This is a genomic window from Rhizobium sp. CNPSo 3670 (genome assembly GCF_057784555.1).
The window spans coordinates 1-16,180 of the sequence record NZ_JBXSOL010000025.1; the positions used below are offsets into that span (position 1 = coordinate 1).

The window sequence follows — 16,180 nt, forward strand, 5'->3', positions numbered from 1 at the left end:
CTGAGACTTGAATATTTTGCCATTCAAGTCGTTTAACAGAAAGCTCCTCCGCGTAAGCGTCGAGGAGCTTTTTGCGTTTCTGCTCCGTCTCGAGTTCGCCGGCGCGCAGCTTCTCCAGATAATCGTTCTGCTTCAGTGCTTCGAACCGCTTCTCCAGGATCGTCGCCGCTTCCATCGCCGCGAGGATCGAGGCGATCCGGCCGTGGACTTCGAGTGATGCCGGCTGGTGGCCGGGTGTCTTGCCGATCACCACCTTCTGGATGAACTGGCGCACGATGTTGATGAAGGGCTGCTTCGTCTCGGTATCGGCGTGCTCGCGCAGGTAATAGAAGGCGGAGTTGATGACCAGCTCGACAGTTTCCGGGCTGACTTCCGCCTTCAGCTTCCTGAGCTTCTCCCCGAAATCTTCCTCCGTCGGTGCCTGTTTCAGCCGTACCTCGAGCCCGGCCCGGCGCTCCTCGAGCTGGTCGAGCATATCATCCAAAGCGGCGAGGCGAGGGCGGCCTTCGGCCGCGCGATCACTGATCTGCTGAATGATCTGGCGCTGCTCCCGTTCGGCAGCCTTCAACTCCCCGGAAATGCGCTGGTGCTCGTCGGGTTCGTTCTTGACGGACGCTGTGAGGTTGCGGCGCGCCTGTCCGGCGAGGTCGTCGAATACGCCCATGCCAAAGAAGGCGGCGGGCAGGCACGACAGGACGCGGTCCTCCAGGTTCTTGCGTAGAATGGTCTTCTGGTTGGAGCAGCAGGCGCCGTCGAGCCCGTCGATTGGCAGGTTGTTCTTGTGGTTGGAACAGCCGTAGCGTTCCTTGGCCATGATGGCGTAGGAGCCGCCGCATTCGGCGCATTCCAGCATGCCGCTCAGCAGGTAGCTTGGCCGGTGTGTCCTGTTCAGCCGGTTGGTGGTCGTGCGGGAAAAGTTCTCGAGCGTCGTCAGTTGCCGTTCCTTTACGCGCGCCCAGAGTTCGTCGCTGACGATGCGCATGGCGGGAACCTCCGTCACGACCCAGTCGCTTTTGTCGTTGAGGCGAGCGGTTCGCCGTTCGGTCTCCGGGTTCTTGCGGTAGTTCTGCTTGTTCCAGACGATCCGGCCGACATAGAGTTCGTTGTGGAGGATGCCGGTCTGGCGTTTGCCGTCGCCGCGGATCGTGTCGTCGCGCCAGTACTTGTGCTGCGGCGCCGGCACGCCGCGGGCATTCAGGCTTTGGGCGATCGCCGCCGGACTGACCCCGTCGGCATATTGCTCGAAGATCCAGCGCACGGTCTCGGCCTCGGCCGGTTCGATCTCGCGCAGGCCCCTGATCCGGTCGCCGTTGGCGTCTCGCTGCTGGCCGAGGCGGTAGCCGTAGGAGAGGCGGGTGGTTGCGATGCCCTTGCGCGCCGCTGTCTTCATTCCTTCTCTCGTGCGGTAGCGGATCTGCTCGACCAGTTCGTGACTGAGCGTGGAGCGCATATGCAGCTCGATATGACTGATCTCCTGCCCGGCCTGGACCGTCCAGATCGCCGTGTCGTGGTAGTTGAGTTCCTTGAGGATTTTTGAGCTGTGCTCGACGTCGCGCGACAGCCGGTCGACAGTGACACAGAGCACGACATCGATCCGCTCGCGCTTTACATGCGCCAGTAGTTGCTGGATGCCGGGACGCGATGTGAAGGAGGTTCCGCTGATTGCGGAGTCGGCATAGGTCTCGACCAGCTTCCAGCCCCTGTCGGCGACAAATGTCTTGCCGAGTTCGATCTGAGTTTCGATCGATACCTCGTTCTGGCGGTCGGTGGAGTAGCGGGCGTAGAACAATACAGTCTTGGTCATCTGCGGAATTCCATCTCAAACAATCTCTTGGTGAACACTGGCCGGCTTTGCCGGCCAGTGTGATGCGGATTTGCTCGTGCTGGTGCGTTATTCCGCAACGCCCCGTGCTGCCAGACGCTGACGCTGCTTCACGCGGTGCCAAAGATCCTGGGTGACGATCTGAAGTGCCGGCACGAAGTCGAAACGGTCGCGGTCCGGTATCCAGAAGCGGCCGAGATAGATCTCATCGTTGAGAATGCCGGTCCTTTGCGTGCGGTCACCGCGGATCGTGGCGTCGCGCCACGCGTTGCCGCGAGGGCCGGCGATACCCAGTGTGTTGAGGAGTGCTGCAATCTTTGCCGGCGACATGCCCTCGGCATACAACTGGAAAATCTGCTGAACCGCGTTGGCAGCGTCTGCATCCACCGCCGTGAAGCCGAAGATGCGCTGACCGTCCGCATTGCAGGCGCCGGCATAACGGTAGCCGAACGGGAGAGGCACAAGATGCCCGGCCTCGCGCAGGTCATCGGGCACCTCGGCAATACGGCTGCCCATGACAAACATGTTGCTGCGGTCGCTGATATAGTAGTCGGACAAGTTCCGGGCAGTGATCCGCTCGCCAGGATCGGCGACCCAGAGTTCGATGCCTTTGCGAGCGAGTTCGCTCAAGAGTCGGCTGGTGATATCAAATCGCGAGCACAACCGGTCCAGCGTATGGCAGAGGACGATATCGATCGCCTCGCGCTCGATATGGGCGAAAAGCTTGCGCACGCCTGGCTGCGCCATGAAGACGACCTCGCCGATGTCCTCGTCAGCATAGGACTTCACGAAGGTCCAGCCATTCTCCTTGATGAAGCGGTGCCCGTAATAGAGCTGCGTTTCGAGGCAGGCATGGTCATGGTATCCGGCAGAATGGCGTGCGTAGAACAGAACGTTCCTGGTCAATGGAGTGAACTCCGTTCGAACTGGCTAAGTCGGGGACATGGTAACCGGCGGCGGGGTGCTTGAGAGCCCCGTCGCGATGCCGGGTCATCATGGCCCGGCAGGTGTGGGGTGTAGGCGGCAATAATTGCCGCCGATGAAGTGCTGCTCCTGAGCGCTGGTCAGTAACCCATCGTGGCGCGGTAGGCCGCGGCCGCATTGGTGTTGCCGCCAATCCAGCCATGCTCCTGAAGCTTGAGAAGGCTGTCGATGACGCCATCGCGCGCGCCGCACCACGTCCAGCCGGAATCGGCGGGGCGGATAATGAAGACTTCGGTGGAAGTCACCTTGATCCGCGTTGCACCGGTCTCCGCCTTGACGGCTTCGCGAAACAGGCGGTCCAGTTCCTTGATCCGGCCTTTCTGCTCGCCCGTCAGGTGCGCCGGCTGGACGCGGGACGGGGTCTTCGACGGGATCTGCGTCGCAGGGATGCGGTGGGTGAGGACGAACACACGGTGCACCTGCTTGCGCCGTGAGCGTGCCCGGTCGATATCGACCATCAAACCGTTATTGGTCACATCGCAAAACAGTTCGCCACTGATCGCTACGCGGTGGTTCCCCAGAAAAACGATGCAGGGGTGGCTCTGCTGAATTCCCGTCCGGGCGTTGAGGTATGCCGCAAGGGTCGGACGACGTTTGAAGTCGTGCCATTCTCCCGCATAACCCAGCAATCGCAAGGTGCTCTCGATCTCGTCGTCACTTGTCGTTGTAATCGCAGGAGCGCGGCGGCGGTCTACCCAGCCTGCGCCGTGACGGGCGAGCCGCACGGCATCCCGGACGCGGGACATAGATGCGCCCGTGATGGAGGCCATGGCCACTGTACCGGAATACAGCCGCGCTTTGGTGTCGTTGTCGACATCGTGGAGGTGATGCGTTTTAACCGCAACGATGGCAGACGGATGCTGGATGATATTCGACATGGAATCTCCTTGTGCTCGTGGATCGTCGTCGCTTGCGACGGCGATCCACGCGGAGAACTTCCTCGCGCATGCGGCCGGTGCAGATTCCGAGACCGGAATCGTCCTTGCACTCGATGTCCCGGGACGGCTGGATCGTGGCGCCGTCGACATGGAAAACGTGAACCATGGGCGCCTCCTTTCCGTTGCGGGCTGGCCTGTTGAACACTTGTCGGCGCCAATAGCGCACAAAGCGGGGCGCTTCTCAAGTGTCCTTATCTGCATGGCTTTCGATGCCAGTTTGCCGAAAATTACCGGAATTCCCGAAATGGCACGGCCAGAATCGTTGATCGGTGGGCGAGCGCTTTCAGCTATCAAAACGTCAATAAATCATTGTTAAGTATATATTTATTTGGACTGTAGCTGATGCGCAACACGCTTGTTCCCGCGACGAATCCGTCAAATCGTGGATCACGTGTCGCCCCCCAAATCCCCGCGAAAGTGCTGGAAACATTCGATTCACGACAAACGGCGTTTAACCGAGTAATGGGGGGAGGTGTCGTAGAGATTGCAAACGCCGTTAGGCGTTCCGGTGGCGGCACAGGGTGAGCAAGCCGGGATCGGTATGCAGGCAGACGAATCCGCTCAATCGCCCTCGTTGGCACCCTCAGGATAAAGCAGATGAGGCTTGCGGCGGAAGGGCCAGTCGCCGTCTGCGTACTTCTCGACGAGCTCATCGACGACGGTGCGGGACGCGCGTTCATCGAAACCCTGCTGAACAAGCATCTCGATAACGAGAGACCGAAAGGCTTCCAGCGCGTCGTGGCTCCCTTTCGCTACCATGCTCGAAATCGACATGAACAGTGCCGTGCGGGCCACATCGTCGCGTCCGGGGCGCTTGGCCTTTCGGTCGGCATCACGCAGCTTCTGCTGTCGCTCGCGCTGTTTGCGGTTGCGGATCTCCTCGGACTTCGCTGGCATGCACTCTTCCCGGTCAGGTCTCTGGCTACCGATGCCAGACCGTTGTCGCCACGGCAACGCCGTTTGCATGGAATCGGAAATCCCGGTTTATGAATCGTTTTCTTGGGGTTCTGAATCAAATGATCGCAATTTGAGATCAATTGCGGGCACGTTGAGACAGGTCGAGATAAGCTGGCGAGGGACAAACGGCGGTCGTGAATCAAATGATCAACGTTTGGAATCAAAAATATCGGACCGTGAATCAAATGAGCGCAATTTGTTTCGACGTGAGGGCACATCGAAACGACCTGTGGGCAAGCTGACGGAAATCGCCGGCGGTTTCGTGTCGCGCTTGCGCCTGCAGACTCATCTCCCTCATCTCCATTCCGGCCTATGAGGCCGGCGAACCAAAACCTTCCCGTTTGGTTCATCCGCGAAGGCGCATGTCCTATGTCCAAGCCGTTCGCGCGGAATGTGCCATCTCTGGGTGGGAATCAGGCGTTGCCCCTGACGACGCGACGTTGGCCCCGTGTTTACTTCGTTGCGTGTTTCCGTGACGACAACACTACTTCGTGAAGGCCTTTAATGTGGGAGGTCGGCTATCCGGCTCCGGATTCTGGATTTTGCGGTGAAATAATATCGATGAAATACGAATTCAAAATTTTTTGAAATATTGTATAGCGTGATATTTAATGATTAATGCGCCGTTTATTATTAAGTATAATCGCCAGAAACTACATCAAAATAAAGATTACAATTGAACATATACTATAATGATATTTTACTTGAATTTGCATTAAATCCGTATTGGCGCGATCATATAGTCATCCGATGCGTTGTTCGTCGGATACATTGTAAACGCGTCACACGGAGACTTCCATGCGCACAAAGACCACCAAGACCACTGCGACCGCCGCCTTCTCTTATAACTATGAAGAAGAGGGGATCGGGCACACAACGCGCGATCTGCTTGAAAGCAGCGCGGCCCATATCTTCGACCTCGGGCGCCGCACCACCGAGCAGACTTTTGAGCTCGGCGACCATCTGAGCCGGGCTGCCGACCTGCTGCCCGACGGCCGGTTCGACAATTGGGTGAAGATGCGTTGTGGTCTCGCACCGCGCAGCGGTCGCAACTATATGGCGGTGTTCCGCAACCTCGGCCATGTTCGTGATGAATTGGTCGATCTCTCGGTCGGGGCGACGGTATTGTTCCACCTGAGTTCGGCAACCGACGATCAGGTCAAGGCTGCCATTGCCTTTGCCGAGGAGAACGGGCGCCTTCAGGTCGCCGACGTGAGGGCCATTTTGACCGGTGGCGAGGAGGGTGGTGACAAGGTCGAGAGGGACGATCAGTTCTGGACCGGCGGTGTTGGCGGGCTGAAAGTGTTGATTGCGTCCAAGATCCGCGATGGATTGAAGGTGTTCATCGAGCACGTCGTTACGATCTGCAAGGCCGTCGAGGCTGCGCTGGGCAGGAGCCGCGTGATCAAGGAAGCGCTGGCGAAGGAAATCCAGGACATCGCCCGTGTCGCCCGTGAGGAGCTCGAAAGCCTGGCCTTGTTCCTCGAGCCGGAGCTCGATTATGGCCGCAACACCAAGCCAACGAAGTTCCCCAAAAAGACCGGCTGGGCGGAGGTCAACGACACGCTCTACACATTGGGTGGTGTCGATGGCTGGCCGAAGTCGAAAGAAATGCCAGATTGGCTTCGGCTTCATGTGCTTCCGGTGCTCGGCTGGGCGGTGTCCAAAGAGCGGAAGCCGGAATGGCCGCTCGCCATGCCGAGTGCTCCGGCTTCCGAACCGGCGGTTCCGGCAGAAGCGGACAGCGTCGGCGATAGCCACGATGCCGAGCCGGTAATGTCGGACGAGGTCTCTGATGATGCCGATGCCCCGGATGAGGTGGTCGACCGGTTTGGTGCTGCGCTCGAGGAGGCGACCGGCGGCTTCATGACGGTCAGCCGGGAGGCGCCGCGAAACCGCAAGCAGTTTGCCAAGGTGCCGGCGCTTGCCGATGACAGCGTCGCCGAGGCTGAACTCGTACCCGCCGTCACGCCGTAAGATGCAGTTTGCACGAGGGCCGGGCGACCGGCCTTCCCGCCAAACACGAAAGGGCCGCATGTCGGCCCTTTTCCTTTCGCCTGATGATGGCGCGCGGAAACGCGTTGCAATCACCGCAAGCGTTCATCGGCCCGGGCTTCGTGAGCCCACCGTTAACTATGTACCGGCTTTGTTCTTTTTTGCTCTTCCGGGTCCTTGAGCCCGGCTCCCGGTCCTGCCAGGTTGGGGTCGTCCGCAAGACCGGACACAAACGGCCCAAGGCAGCGCGCCAACGCTACCGAGGGCCTGACCCTCAAGCCTTCTGGAAAAGGAATCGGGCTATGACCACGCATACTCTCTCTACCCCTGCCGGGGAAGTTCTCCTTTCGACCGCAGCAGCGGCATCTGTCTTCTCCAACCGCTCATTCGGTATCGGTGCCTACAGCATCAGCGAACCGGCCGCCTTGCGCCGCCATCCCCACATCGTTCGCTTCGCCGAGGTCGAAGCCGATCTCGATCTGCTGATCGATCGCGCCATCGCGGCGATCGCCGACGGCGACCCGGTCGAGGACGAAATCCTCGGCCACTACGTTCACATCGCCTCGCTCGTTCGCGCCGTCTCGTTCCGTGAAGGCAAGCTCCTGGAGCAGGCGGTCGAGCGTCTGGCGAAGGCCAATTCCAACATTGTTGTCTTGACGCAGTCGCTGAAGTTGCCGCTGGTCAAGGCGGCGCTCGAAGCCGTCTCCGGGAACGACTGGCAGAGTCTGGATGGGGTCAAGCTCGATTGCGAGGCGCCGGCCAAGGGATCGTACACGCCCGACCTGATCCTTGTGAACCGCGCCCGGCACACCGCCTACATCCTTGACCTGAAGCGGTCGCTGGCGTCGTATGGCGATACCAGCCGTCTCGAAGAGTTGAAGCTGAAGATGATGGCCTCGGCTATGGTGCTGCCGGACTGGCTCTATAAAAACCACAAGCGCATGATGGTCGACACCGTGGAGGTTGCGATCGTCGACGGCGCCAGCCGCCCGAGCGATCATACCAACGGCATCTGGGCATTGTCGGAGATCGACGACCTGCTCGAGATCGACGGAGTTGCCGCCTGCATGGCAGAACTGCGCCTGCGCTTCGGCCGCCGCGTTCAGCAGCTTCTTGAGGCAGAAGCCCGTAAGGCACTGGGTGTGGTGGCAATGGCCATCTCGGATACGGCACCTGCCGCTGCCATTGTCGCAAACCCGCTGATCGCTCTGAACGGTCCGGCCCGCACTTACGAAGAAGAGCGGGCGATGGCCGCGCAGGACGAGGACGATAGTCACTACGATCTCGGCTGCTTCGACGATCAGGACGACGAGCCGGAGCCCGTCCGTATCCGGGTCGGCTTCGCCCGCCGTCCGCGCCGGCACTGACGAGCCGCTTAGCCCAGCGATACTGATCGCGGCCCCGCCTGACGCGCGTGGCCGGCTTCTCCAGTCCTTTCCATTCCACCAACGTCGGATGCGATGCGCTCCGGCGAGGAGACAGTCATGTCCATCGATACCCACAGCCCGTCTGTGGCCGGCCTTCGCTGCGAAGCGGTCACGACCGATACCATCGCGTCGCCCTGCCTTCGCAGCAGGCTCGCGAATATCCCTCCTGCACAATCCGATGACCTGGATCGCGGTTCGAGCGATCGCGACGACCCCGCCGTTCTGATCGGCCTGGCACTCGCCTTCGTTCGGCAAGGCCCTCTGCTGGATGGCCTTGTTCCTGAGCCTCTGATGCTGCGGTTGCGTGCAGTTGCCGACAGCGGCAATGCGGCATGCCGCCTGCTGCTCGACTGGCTGCGGAGCCGCAACCGGCATCTCGATCCGTCCCGGAGCGAACACCTGAGCCTGTCTGTCTCGACCGGTTCGTCGGCTGACGCGCATGCGCCGCGTCGTTCGCCTCGCGAGCGTGTGTTGGCGCGGATCCCGAAGCCCGCTGGTATTAACGGGCTGCGGCGTGGTCGGACGCGTCGGCGCGATCTGCAGCAGAACGCCCACACGGCAATTATTGCCGCGGAGACGGGAGGTCGGACTGATGGATAAGATCGCCCGATTGTTTATCCGCCGCCTTCGTCATCTTAACCGTCGCGAGGCACGCCGGACCGCACTTCGCAACGGTCTGCTCGAGGCCAAGATGGTCGATGTCGATGGTCAACTCACCTGCCGCTTTAGCCCGGCGTTCGACACGACACGACTGACCGGCGATCCGATCCGTGACGATACCTGGTTCCTGCGCAATTTTGGTGACTGGCTTGTCGCACCGAAGGAGACCGGCAATCCGACAGCCGGCTCTGCTGGCGATGGTGCCGTGACCGCCGGGATCGTTCATCCGCCGTTCGCCTCGCAACTCGTGGCCCTCCCTCGGGCGCGTCGCGGCGCAATCGCGCAAGACGCGGTGCTGGGTAACGGAGTCGATCGGCGTACCTACGCCGTCGGCCTGGTGGATCGGGTGGCAGTTGCGCCACTGGTCAGTCACATCGTTGCAAGCCTGGTTCTGGCGCGTGCGGTGCAAAGGAGCGGACGGTCGCTTCGGGAGATCTGTTATACGCTGACCCGTGTGACACCGGTCGTCACCCTTCATGCGCCGCTCGAAGGCTTCGAACGGGAGGTGCTGCGGCTCCTTGAAAAATCCCGGCTGGTGCCGGGCGGTCCGTTCGCAATCATCGACTCCGATCATATGTTCAACGACGATCACTTCGATGTCCTCGAAGCTGAGACGCGCAGGCGTCTGATGACCTTCTCGGGCGCGGGCGTGCATCGTGTCACGGGCAATGCCCTGCGCCGGCGGATGCTCAGCGCGCTGTCCCGCGACCTGTCCATCCTCGCCATCGCGGAGAAGCGGTCGGACATTCCCTCGCTGCTGCAGATCTCCGCTGACCTGTCGCTGGAAACGGGAAAGCTCGATCGCAGGTTTGTGGCCGATCTGGTCGAAGTGCTCTATGCGGACACGGCGATTGAGACGCTCGGTCTGCCGTCGGATTCGGATGCGCGCTGGCTGTCGCTCGAGGATCTGGTGCTCGCGTTTCGTCCCGGGCGGCATATCAAGGACGTGCTGCATGTCCTTGCAGTGCTCATTGAGCGCAATCGCAGTGACTTCGAGGAAGAGGAGGGCGGTGGTGGCGACAAGGCATCCGGGTCGGCATCGTCGAGCACGTCCACCGAGAAACCCCAAGGCTCGCACGAGCAGTCGAAACCGACCGACACCGAAAACAGCGGCCGCTGGAAGAAGGACAAGCCGTCGGGCTCCGAAGTGATCCATCCGGAACCTTCGTCGACGGTGGGCGAGATCGGCTATAAGCCGCCATTGACCGTCGAAACGCTATCCGGATACGGCACCGCGAAGGACTGGGCGCTCGATCTCAAGGCAGATCTGGATGATTACCGCGCCAGCATCCTGGCATGGTCGGAGATGAGCACCAAGCTGCTGCTGTCCGGTCCGCCCGGGACCGGCAAGACAACCTTTGCGCGGGCGCTGGGCAACAGCCTGCAGGTTCCGCTGGTCGTCACCTCCGTTTCGACCTGGCTGCAGGGCGGACATCTGAACGACGTCATCGACAGGATGAGCAAGACCTTTGTCGAAGCGCGGGCCATGGCGCCGGCGATCCTGTTCATCGACGAGATCGACGGCATCGGCAAAAGGCAGCCGGCTGAGCGGGAATATGCAGACTATTGGAATACCGTCGTTAACAAGGCGCTGGAACTGCTCGATGGCGCGATCAAGAACGAAGGGCTGATCATTGTTGGTGCCACCAACCGGCCCGACCATATCGACGAGGCCATCAAGCGCTCCGGACGGTTGGAGACCCATATCGAAATCCCCAGGCCCGATGTGCCGACGCTGGCTGAAATCCTGGCCCATCATCTCGGTGATGATGTGACATCGCTGATCCGGGAGCCAGTACCAGAAACGCTGTCGGAAGCCGATGATGGATTCTCCCTGAAGAAAATCGTTGCCGACTATCTGGAGGAAGACGAAGAAAGTGAACGGAAGGGAGCCAGCCGATGACCGGGCCACAGAATGGCAACACGGCGGTAGCAGACGGCCAGCAAGCCCACTCCGTCAACGAAATTCTCAAGCGCCTCGCCACGCGGGCGATGGGGCTGACGGGTGCTGATATCGAGCGCGTCGTCCGGGAGGCGCGATTGAAAGCGCGGCGTGGCAAGCGGGCGATCCGCTATGAGGACATCGAAGACGGTATTCGCGGTCATCGCCCGCCCGTGCCCAATAATCTGCGCTGGCGCTACGCCTTCCACGAGGCAGGGCATGCCGTCGTCCATCATGCGCTCGATCTCGGACCCGTTCGCGGTCTCAATATCGATACCGGCGAGGGCGGCTACAATCTCGTCGGCTTCCACTCTTGGGCGACCGATACCCGCGATTGGTACGAAAACATGCTCACCATGCTGATGGCCGGGCGGGCTGCCGAGCAACTGGTGCTAAAACGTGTCTCGAGCGGTTCCGGAGGTACCGACGACAGCGATCTGGCGCGGGCCACGCGGCTTGCCTTCGATATGGAGCGCACTCTTGGCTTCGGGACTGAACATCCGCTGCTCTATCGGCCGCATCGCGATCCGGGCGCCGTCCTCGACCGTGATACTGAACTGGCGGTCCGTGTTCATGCTCGGCTGGAAGTCGCAATCGACCGGGCGGCGGCAATCCTCAGGAGGCGCAGGCCCACATTCCATGCCCTAGCAAAGGCGCTGTTCGATGCCCAAGCAATGGATGAGACGGCGGTGATGCAAATTCTGACGGACGGCGATCTGCCGCCTTAAAGCTGATAGTCATGCGACCGATGAGCAGAAGCGGAGTGCAGGATGAGCGTCGCGGTTGTCGCCCATTGCGATTGGAGCATGGAGCAGAAAAAGCGCTGGATGGCTGTGGCTATCAAGCGCGGCGGAGACTGGCATCTTCAATCTCCGGAACTCGTCGGTGACACGTCGAGCTTGTTCGACCGGCTGCAGCGTCGCGCCGTCGATCCCGGCGCGCTTCTCATCGGCTTCGACTTCCCGATCGGCCTGCCGGAGGCCTATGCACGTGCAGCCGGCGTCGGATCTTTCCGGGAGGCACTGACGTCATTCGGCTCCGGGATCTGGTCGGATTGGTACAATGTCGCTGATCATCGCGACCATATCTCGCTGCAGCGCCCGTTCTATCCCATCCGCCCTGGTGGCACGGCACGTGCCCATCTCTTCGATGCCCTTGGGATTTCTGGTGCGTCATCGCTCCTGCGTGTCTGCGAACGGGCGACCGTCGATCGGCAGGCTGCATGCATGTTCTTCTGGACGCTTGGCGGCAATCAGGTCGGCAAAGGCGCGATCTCGGGATGGCGGGAAATCATCGTGCCGAGACTGGACGAGATTGGGCTATGGCCGTTCGATGGAAGCTTGGCCGAGCTCGCCAACAGAAATTCAGTCATCCTTGCAGAAACCTACCCTGGCGACGTGTATCGTCAGATCGGGATGCCACGAAGTGGCTGGAGCAAGCGGCGTCAGGCAGACCGGACACGGATGGGACAGACTATATTTCCTTGGCTTGCAGCGCGGCCGAACCTCGATACCGGTCTGCTTCGGCCGTTCATCGACGATGGCTTCGGCTCAGACAAGGCAGGCGAGGATCGTTTCGATGCCGTGGTTGGTCTGCTGGGGATGCTCGATGTCGTCGATAGGCGGCGCGGTGAAGGCATCCCGGCAATCTATGCCGTTCAGAAATGGGAAGGCTGGATCCTCGGACACCATCGCGACGATGTGATGTGACTTGGGGCACCTTGTCGGCAACTCACATAAGTTTCCGGCAACCTGAAACAAACCGCGCTTATTTCATTCCGAATGCTTCGAAGCTCCAAATAGAGAGCAGATCCAAGGGTTTCGGTAAATATGGTGAAAGGGGGCCCACAGGCCTTGTAATACGTGTTCGTTTTTGCTGAGTTCGCTGCAAATATTGGGCTAGACTGCCGAGTCTCTCTCCTACTCTCCTCAAAACCTGGGAACGAAGTCCGCTTGTGCAAGTCTCATTGAAGGCCGGGAGTGAAAGAGGGAAGAGGCATTAACGATCAGGTTTTACGGAGACCGGGGGCCGGGGCAGATTGATCACTGAATACCACGCGAAGCTATTCGCTCACGAACTGAGCAGGCGGCATTCCGTTGCGGATGCCGAAAAGCTCGCCGGTGCTCTCCTCGATGCCCAAGTCGATCTTAACCCGCATCAGGTCGAGGCGGCATTGTTCGCCTTCAAGTCGCCCCTTTCGAAGGGGGCGATCCTTGCCGACGAGGTCGGTCTCGGCAAGACCATCGAGGCCGGGCTCGTGCTGGCCCAGAAATGGACGGAGGGCCGCCGGCGCATCCTCGTCATCACGCCCGCAAACCTTCGCAAGCAATGGGCCCAGGAAATCGCCGAGAAGTTCTTCCTCCCCACTATTATCCTTGAGGCGCGCAACTACAACAGGATGGCGAAGGACGGCGTTCGCCGCCCGTTTGAACAAAAGGCGCTTGTCATTTGCTCCTTTCAGTTCGCCGCGCGCCATTCCGAAGAGCTGATGGTTATTCCGTGGGATTTGGTAGTCATCGACGAGGCGCACAGGCTGCGCAACGTCTATCGGCCCGACAACCGCATCGGCAGGGCGCTCAAGGGCGCGCTTGCGAATGCGCCGAAGGTATTGCTCACAGCCACGCCGCTTCAGAACTCCCTGATGGAGCTTTACGGGCTTGTAAGCCTGATCGACGATTACGCTTTCGGCGACGCGAAAAGCTTCCGCGCCCAGTACGCCCGGCTTTCCGGAGACGGCCAGTTCGATGAGCTGAAGGGCCGGCTGAAGCCCGTCTGTCACCGGACGCTGCGGCGGCAGGTGCTCGAATATATCCGCTACACCAATCGCATCCCGATCACCCAGGAGTTCGTTCCGACCGAGGCCGAGCAGGCCCTGTACGACATGGTGTCCGACTATCTGCGGCGGCCCTCGTTGCAGGCGCTGCCCTCAAGCCAGCGCACGTTGATGACCCTCATCATGCGCAAGCTGCTTGCGTCCTCGACCTTCGCTATTGCCGGAGCGCTCGATTCCCTCGCGCGCAAGCTGGAACGCCAGCTTCGCGACGATACAAACCTTCGCCAGAAGCTCGAAGAAGAGATCGCCGAAGACTACGAGGAATTCGAGGAAGTCGCCGACGAATGGCAGGAGGACGGCGGCGAGCAGGAACGTCTCACGGCCGACGACATCGCCAACATCGAGCAGGAGATTGCCGATCTTCGCGGCTTTCGCGACCTTGCGGTTTCCATCTCGGAGAACGCGAAGGGCCTGGCGCTTCTTAGCGCGCTGCGCGCGGGCTTCGCGAAGGCGATGGAGCTAGGCAGCGCCGAGAAGGCGATCATCTTCACAGAGTCGCGCCGGACGCAGGAATATCTCGTCCGGCTGCTATGCGCGAACGGCTATGACGGCAAACTCGTCCTGTTCAACGGCTCGAATTCCGATCCGCAGTCCAAGGCCATCTATGAGGCTTGGGTCGAGCGCTATAAAGGCACCGACCGCGTGACCGGCTCGCGCACCGCCGACATGCGGGCTGCGCTCGTCGATTATTTCCGCGAGAAGGCCGCGATCATGATCGCAACAGAGGCCGCCGCCGAAGGCATCAACCTCCAGTTCTGCTCCATGGTCGTCAATTACGACCTGCCCTGGAACCCGCAACGGGTCGAGCAGCGCATCGGGCGCTGCCATCGCTACGGCCAGCGATACGACGTCGTGGTCGTCAACTTCCTCAACAAGAACAACGCCGCCGACCAGCGCGTGTACGAGCTGCTCGCCGAAAAGTTCAAACTCTTCTCGGGCGTGTTCGGCGCTTCCGACGAAGTGCTCGGTACCATCGAGTCCGGCGTCGAGTTCGAAAAGCGCATCGTATCCATCTATCAGAACTGCCGCTCGACCCAAGAGATCGAGGAGCAGTTCGAGCGGCTGCGCGAGGAAATGGAGACCAACATCTCCGTCACGATGGAGGACACGCGCCGCAAGCTGCTGGAGAACTTTGACGCAGAGGTGCATGACCGCCTCAAGGTCAATATGTCCCAGAGCAAGGAGTATCTCGATCGCTACGCGCGGATGCTGTGGGCCGTCACCAAGCACGAACTCGGCAAGCAGGCGAAGTTCGACGACGATTATTTCACATTCATGCTCAAGGGCGCGCCTGCCGGCCTCAATGTCGTTCCCGGCAGCTACTATATGTCCCGCCACGGCATCGACGGGCACCGCTACCGCCTCGGGCACCCGCTGGCGCAGCACCTTCTCTCGATTGCTGGCTCGCGCAAGCTGAACGGCGCGTCAATCGTATTCGACTACACAGCATGGCCACAAAAGGCGGTGGCCATCGAACCGCTTGTCGGCAAGGCCGGAACGCTTGTCGCGCACAAGCTCTCGGTGCGCGGTTCGGATGACCAGGATCATATCATCCTCGCCGCCATGACCGATGACGGCGCGCGCCTCGATCCGAAGGCCGCGATGCGCCTGTTCGAGCTTCCCGGCCGCATGGATGGGGCGGCAGGGCTGGCGTTGCCCGGAACGGTCAAGCAGGCCGTGGAGAAGGAGCGCAAGTCCATCCTCGACGATATGGCCGCGCGGCAGTCCGCGTGGTTCGACGAGGAAATGGAGAAGCTCGACAACTGGGCCGAGGACAAGCGCGCCGGCCTCAAGGCGGACTTGAAGGAGCTGGACGAGCAGATCAAGGCGCTAAAGAAAGAAATCCGCCAGACCGGAAACCTGCCGGCCAAGCTCGCGCTGCAACGACAGGCGCGGTCGGTGGAGACCAAGCGAGAAGAAGCGTGGCGCGCCTATGATGCCGCCGCGAAAGAGATTGAGGTTCAGAAGGACGGCCTTCTGGATCAGGTGGAAGAGCGGCTCGGGCAGAGCGTGACCGACGAAGAGCTGTTCGCAATTAGGTTTGAAATACAGTGAAGGGGCAGGACATGAATAAGCCGGAAGCCAAGGCGGGAAAGACGAGCCCCAAGTCTGGGCACCGCGGAGCACCGCGAAACGATGTAGCCTATCGGCCGCGTACAGCGCAGGCTACATCGTTCCTCATGTCTCGTGTCCGAGCAAGCGACACACGAATGGAGGTGGAGCTCAGGAGTTTGTTGCATCGACAAGGCTTTCGATTTCGGAAGAATGTTGCCACCCTCCCTGGCAAACCCGACATCGTATTCTTGAGAGAAAAAGTGGCGATTTTCGTTGATGGCGATTATTGGCACGCGCGCATCCTAAGAGAATCAGGGGTGGACGCACTGCGAGCAAGTCTCAAGACTAGCAATCGCGAGTTTTGGGTTGCCAAATTGCAGCGCAACTGCGAGCGCGACGTTGCCGTGACAAGCGCACTGGAAGAACTAGGCTGGATCGTCGTGCGGCTATGGGAAAGTGATCTAAAGCGGGGCATGACTGATTGCCTTCGAGCCATTTTCGCGGCTTTAGAAGGAAGAGTGTCTATTCGAAGCCACCATTGAGGAGACGCCACTGATTGTAACATTT

General features: G+C 60.5%; 13 protein-coding genes. 9 read left to right on the plus strand and 4 right to left on the minus strand.

Features of this window, described 5'->3' with window-relative positions; translation table 11 throughout:
* From AC13QO_RS22770 to AC13QO_RS22780, 3 genes are all read right to left on the minus strand, one after another.
* Positions 1-1,804 (minus strand): recombinase family protein (locus tag AC13QO_RS22770; RefSeq protein WP_488541926.1); only part of this gene is annotated, 1,804 nt, incomplete at its 3' end.
* An 87-nt stretch (positions 1,805-1,891) separates the two neighbouring features.
* Positions 1,892-2,728, minus strand: coding sequence for a recombinase family protein (locus AC13QO_RS22775; protein WP_488541927.1), 837 nt, complete (start codon positions 2,726-2,728; stop codon positions 1,892-1,894).
* Positions 2,729-2,886: 158 nt separating this feature from the next.
* On the minus strand, positions 2,887-3,684 hold the full coding sequence (locus AC13QO_RS22780; RefSeq protein ID WP_488541928.1) for a hypothetical protein: 798 nt from the start codon (positions 3,682-3,684) through the stop codon (positions 2,887-2,889).
* Here AC13QO_RS22780 and AC13QO_RS22785 point away from each other — a divergent pair.
* Positions 3,671-4,060, plus strand: a complete 390-nt coding sequence (locus AC13QO_RS22785) for a hypothetical protein (RefSeq protein ID WP_184337107.1) — start codon at positions 3,671-3,673, stop codon at positions 4,058-4,060. The genes AC13QO_RS22780 and AC13QO_RS22785 overlap by 14 nt on opposite strands.
* Before the next feature lie 245 nt (positions 4,061-4,305).
* On the opposite strand, the gene AC13QO_RS22790 is transcribed toward AC13QO_RS22785, so the two are convergent.
* Positions 4,306-4,641 (minus strand): hypothetical protein, encoded by a 336-nt coding sequence (locus AC13QO_RS22790; protein WP_184337108.1) that lies wholly within the window; start codon positions 4,639-4,641, stop codon positions 4,306-4,308.
* A gap of 858 nt (positions 4,642-5,499) precedes the next feature.
* Between AC13QO_RS22790 and AC13QO_RS22795 the strand changes: the two genes are divergently transcribed.
* The 8 genes from AC13QO_RS22795 to AC13QO_RS22830 all read left to right on the plus strand — a co-directional run bounded on the left by AC13QO_RS22795 (position 5,500) and on the right by AC13QO_RS22830 (position 16,155).
* A complete protein-coding gene (locus tag AC13QO_RS22795) occupies positions 5,500-6,678 on the plus strand; it encodes a hypothetical protein (RefSeq protein WP_184337110.1) in 1,179 nt (392 codons plus the stop codon).
* Between the two features lie 320 nt (positions 6,679-6,998).
* Entirely contained in the window at positions 6,999-8,063 is a 1,065-nt protein-coding gene (locus AC13QO_RS22800) for a hypothetical protein (RefSeq protein ID WP_184337111.1), read from the plus strand.
* Positions 8,064-8,180: 117 nt separating this feature from the next.
* Complete coding sequence (locus AC13QO_RS22805) at positions 8,181-8,723, plus strand: hypothetical protein (protein WP_184337112.1); 543 nt, start codon at positions 8,181-8,183, stop codon at positions 8,721-8,723.
* A complete protein-coding gene (locus tag AC13QO_RS22810; protein ID WP_488541929.1) occupies positions 8,716-10,686 on the plus strand; it encodes an AAA family ATPase in 1,971 nt (656 codons plus the stop codon). Before AC13QO_RS22805 ends, AC13QO_RS22810 begins: the two co-directional genes overlap by 8 nt.
* Positions 10,683-11,453: an ATP-dependent metallopeptidase FtsH/Yme1/Tma family protein gene (locus AC13QO_RS22815; RefSeq protein ID WP_184337114.1), complete on the plus strand. Its 771-nt coding sequence runs from the start codon at positions 10,683-10,685 to the stop codon at positions 11,451-11,453. Before AC13QO_RS22810 ends, AC13QO_RS22815 begins: the two co-directional genes overlap by 4 nt.
* A gap of 42 nt (positions 11,454-11,495) precedes the next feature.
* Complete coding sequence (locus AC13QO_RS22820; protein ID WP_184337115.1) at positions 11,496-12,434, plus strand: DUF429 domain-containing protein; 939 nt, start codon at positions 11,496-11,498, stop codon at positions 12,432-12,434.
* Positions 12,435-12,763: 329 nt separating this feature from the next.
* The gene (locus tag AC13QO_RS22825) at positions 12,764-15,613 is read left to right on the plus strand and encodes an SNF2-related protein (protein ID WP_488541930.1); all 2,850 of its coding nucleotides are present in this window, start codon (positions 12,764-12,766) and stop codon (positions 15,611-15,613) included.
* Between the two features lie 11 nt (positions 15,614-15,624).
* Complete coding sequence (locus AC13QO_RS22830) at positions 15,625-16,155, plus strand: very short patch repair endonuclease (protein WP_210289379.1); 531 nt, start codon at positions 15,625-15,627, stop codon at positions 16,153-16,155.
* Positions 16,156-16,180 lie beyond the last annotated feature (25 nt).

Bases quoted from the DNA above. Each gene is read 5' to 3' on its own strand.
- AC13QO_RS22785 (WP_184337107.1), top strand. From the start codon at position 3,671: ATGATATTCGACATGGAATCTCCTTGTGCTCGTGGATCGTCGTCGCTT.
- AC13QO_RS22780 (WP_488541928.1), bottom strand. From the start codon at position 3,684: ATGTCGAATATCATCCAGCATCCGTCTGCCATCGTTGCGGTTAAAACG.
- AC13QO_RS22790 (WP_184337108.1), bottom strand. From the start codon at position 4,641: ATGCCAGCGAAGTCCGAGGAGATCCGCAACCGCAAACAGCGCGAGCGA.
- AC13QO_RS22795 (WP_184337110.1), top strand. From the start codon at position 5,500: ATGCGCACAAAGACCACCAAGACCACTGCGACCGCCGCCTTCTCTTAT.
- AC13QO_RS22800 (WP_184337111.1), top strand. From the start codon at position 6,999: ATGACCACGCATACTCTCTCTACCCCTGCCGGGGAAGTTCTCCTTTCG.
- AC13QO_RS22805 (WP_184337112.1), top strand. From the start codon at position 8,181: ATGTCCATCGATACCCACAGCCCGTCTGTGGCCGGCCTTCGCTGCGAA.
- AC13QO_RS22810 (WP_488541929.1), top strand. From the start codon at position 8,716: ATGGATAAGATCGCCCGATTGTTTATCCGCCGCCTTCGTCATCTTAAC.
- AC13QO_RS22815 (WP_184337114.1), top strand. From the start codon at position 10,683: ATGACCGGGCCACAGAATGGCAACACGGCGGTAGCAGACGGCCAGCAA.
- AC13QO_RS22820 (WP_184337115.1), top strand. From the start codon at position 11,496: ATGAGCGTCGCGGTTGTCGCCCATTGCGATTGGAGCATGGAGCAGAAA.
- AC13QO_RS22830 (WP_210289379.1), top strand. From the start codon at position 15,625: ATGAATAAGCCGGAAGCCAAGGCGGGAAAGACGAGCCCCAAGTCTGGG.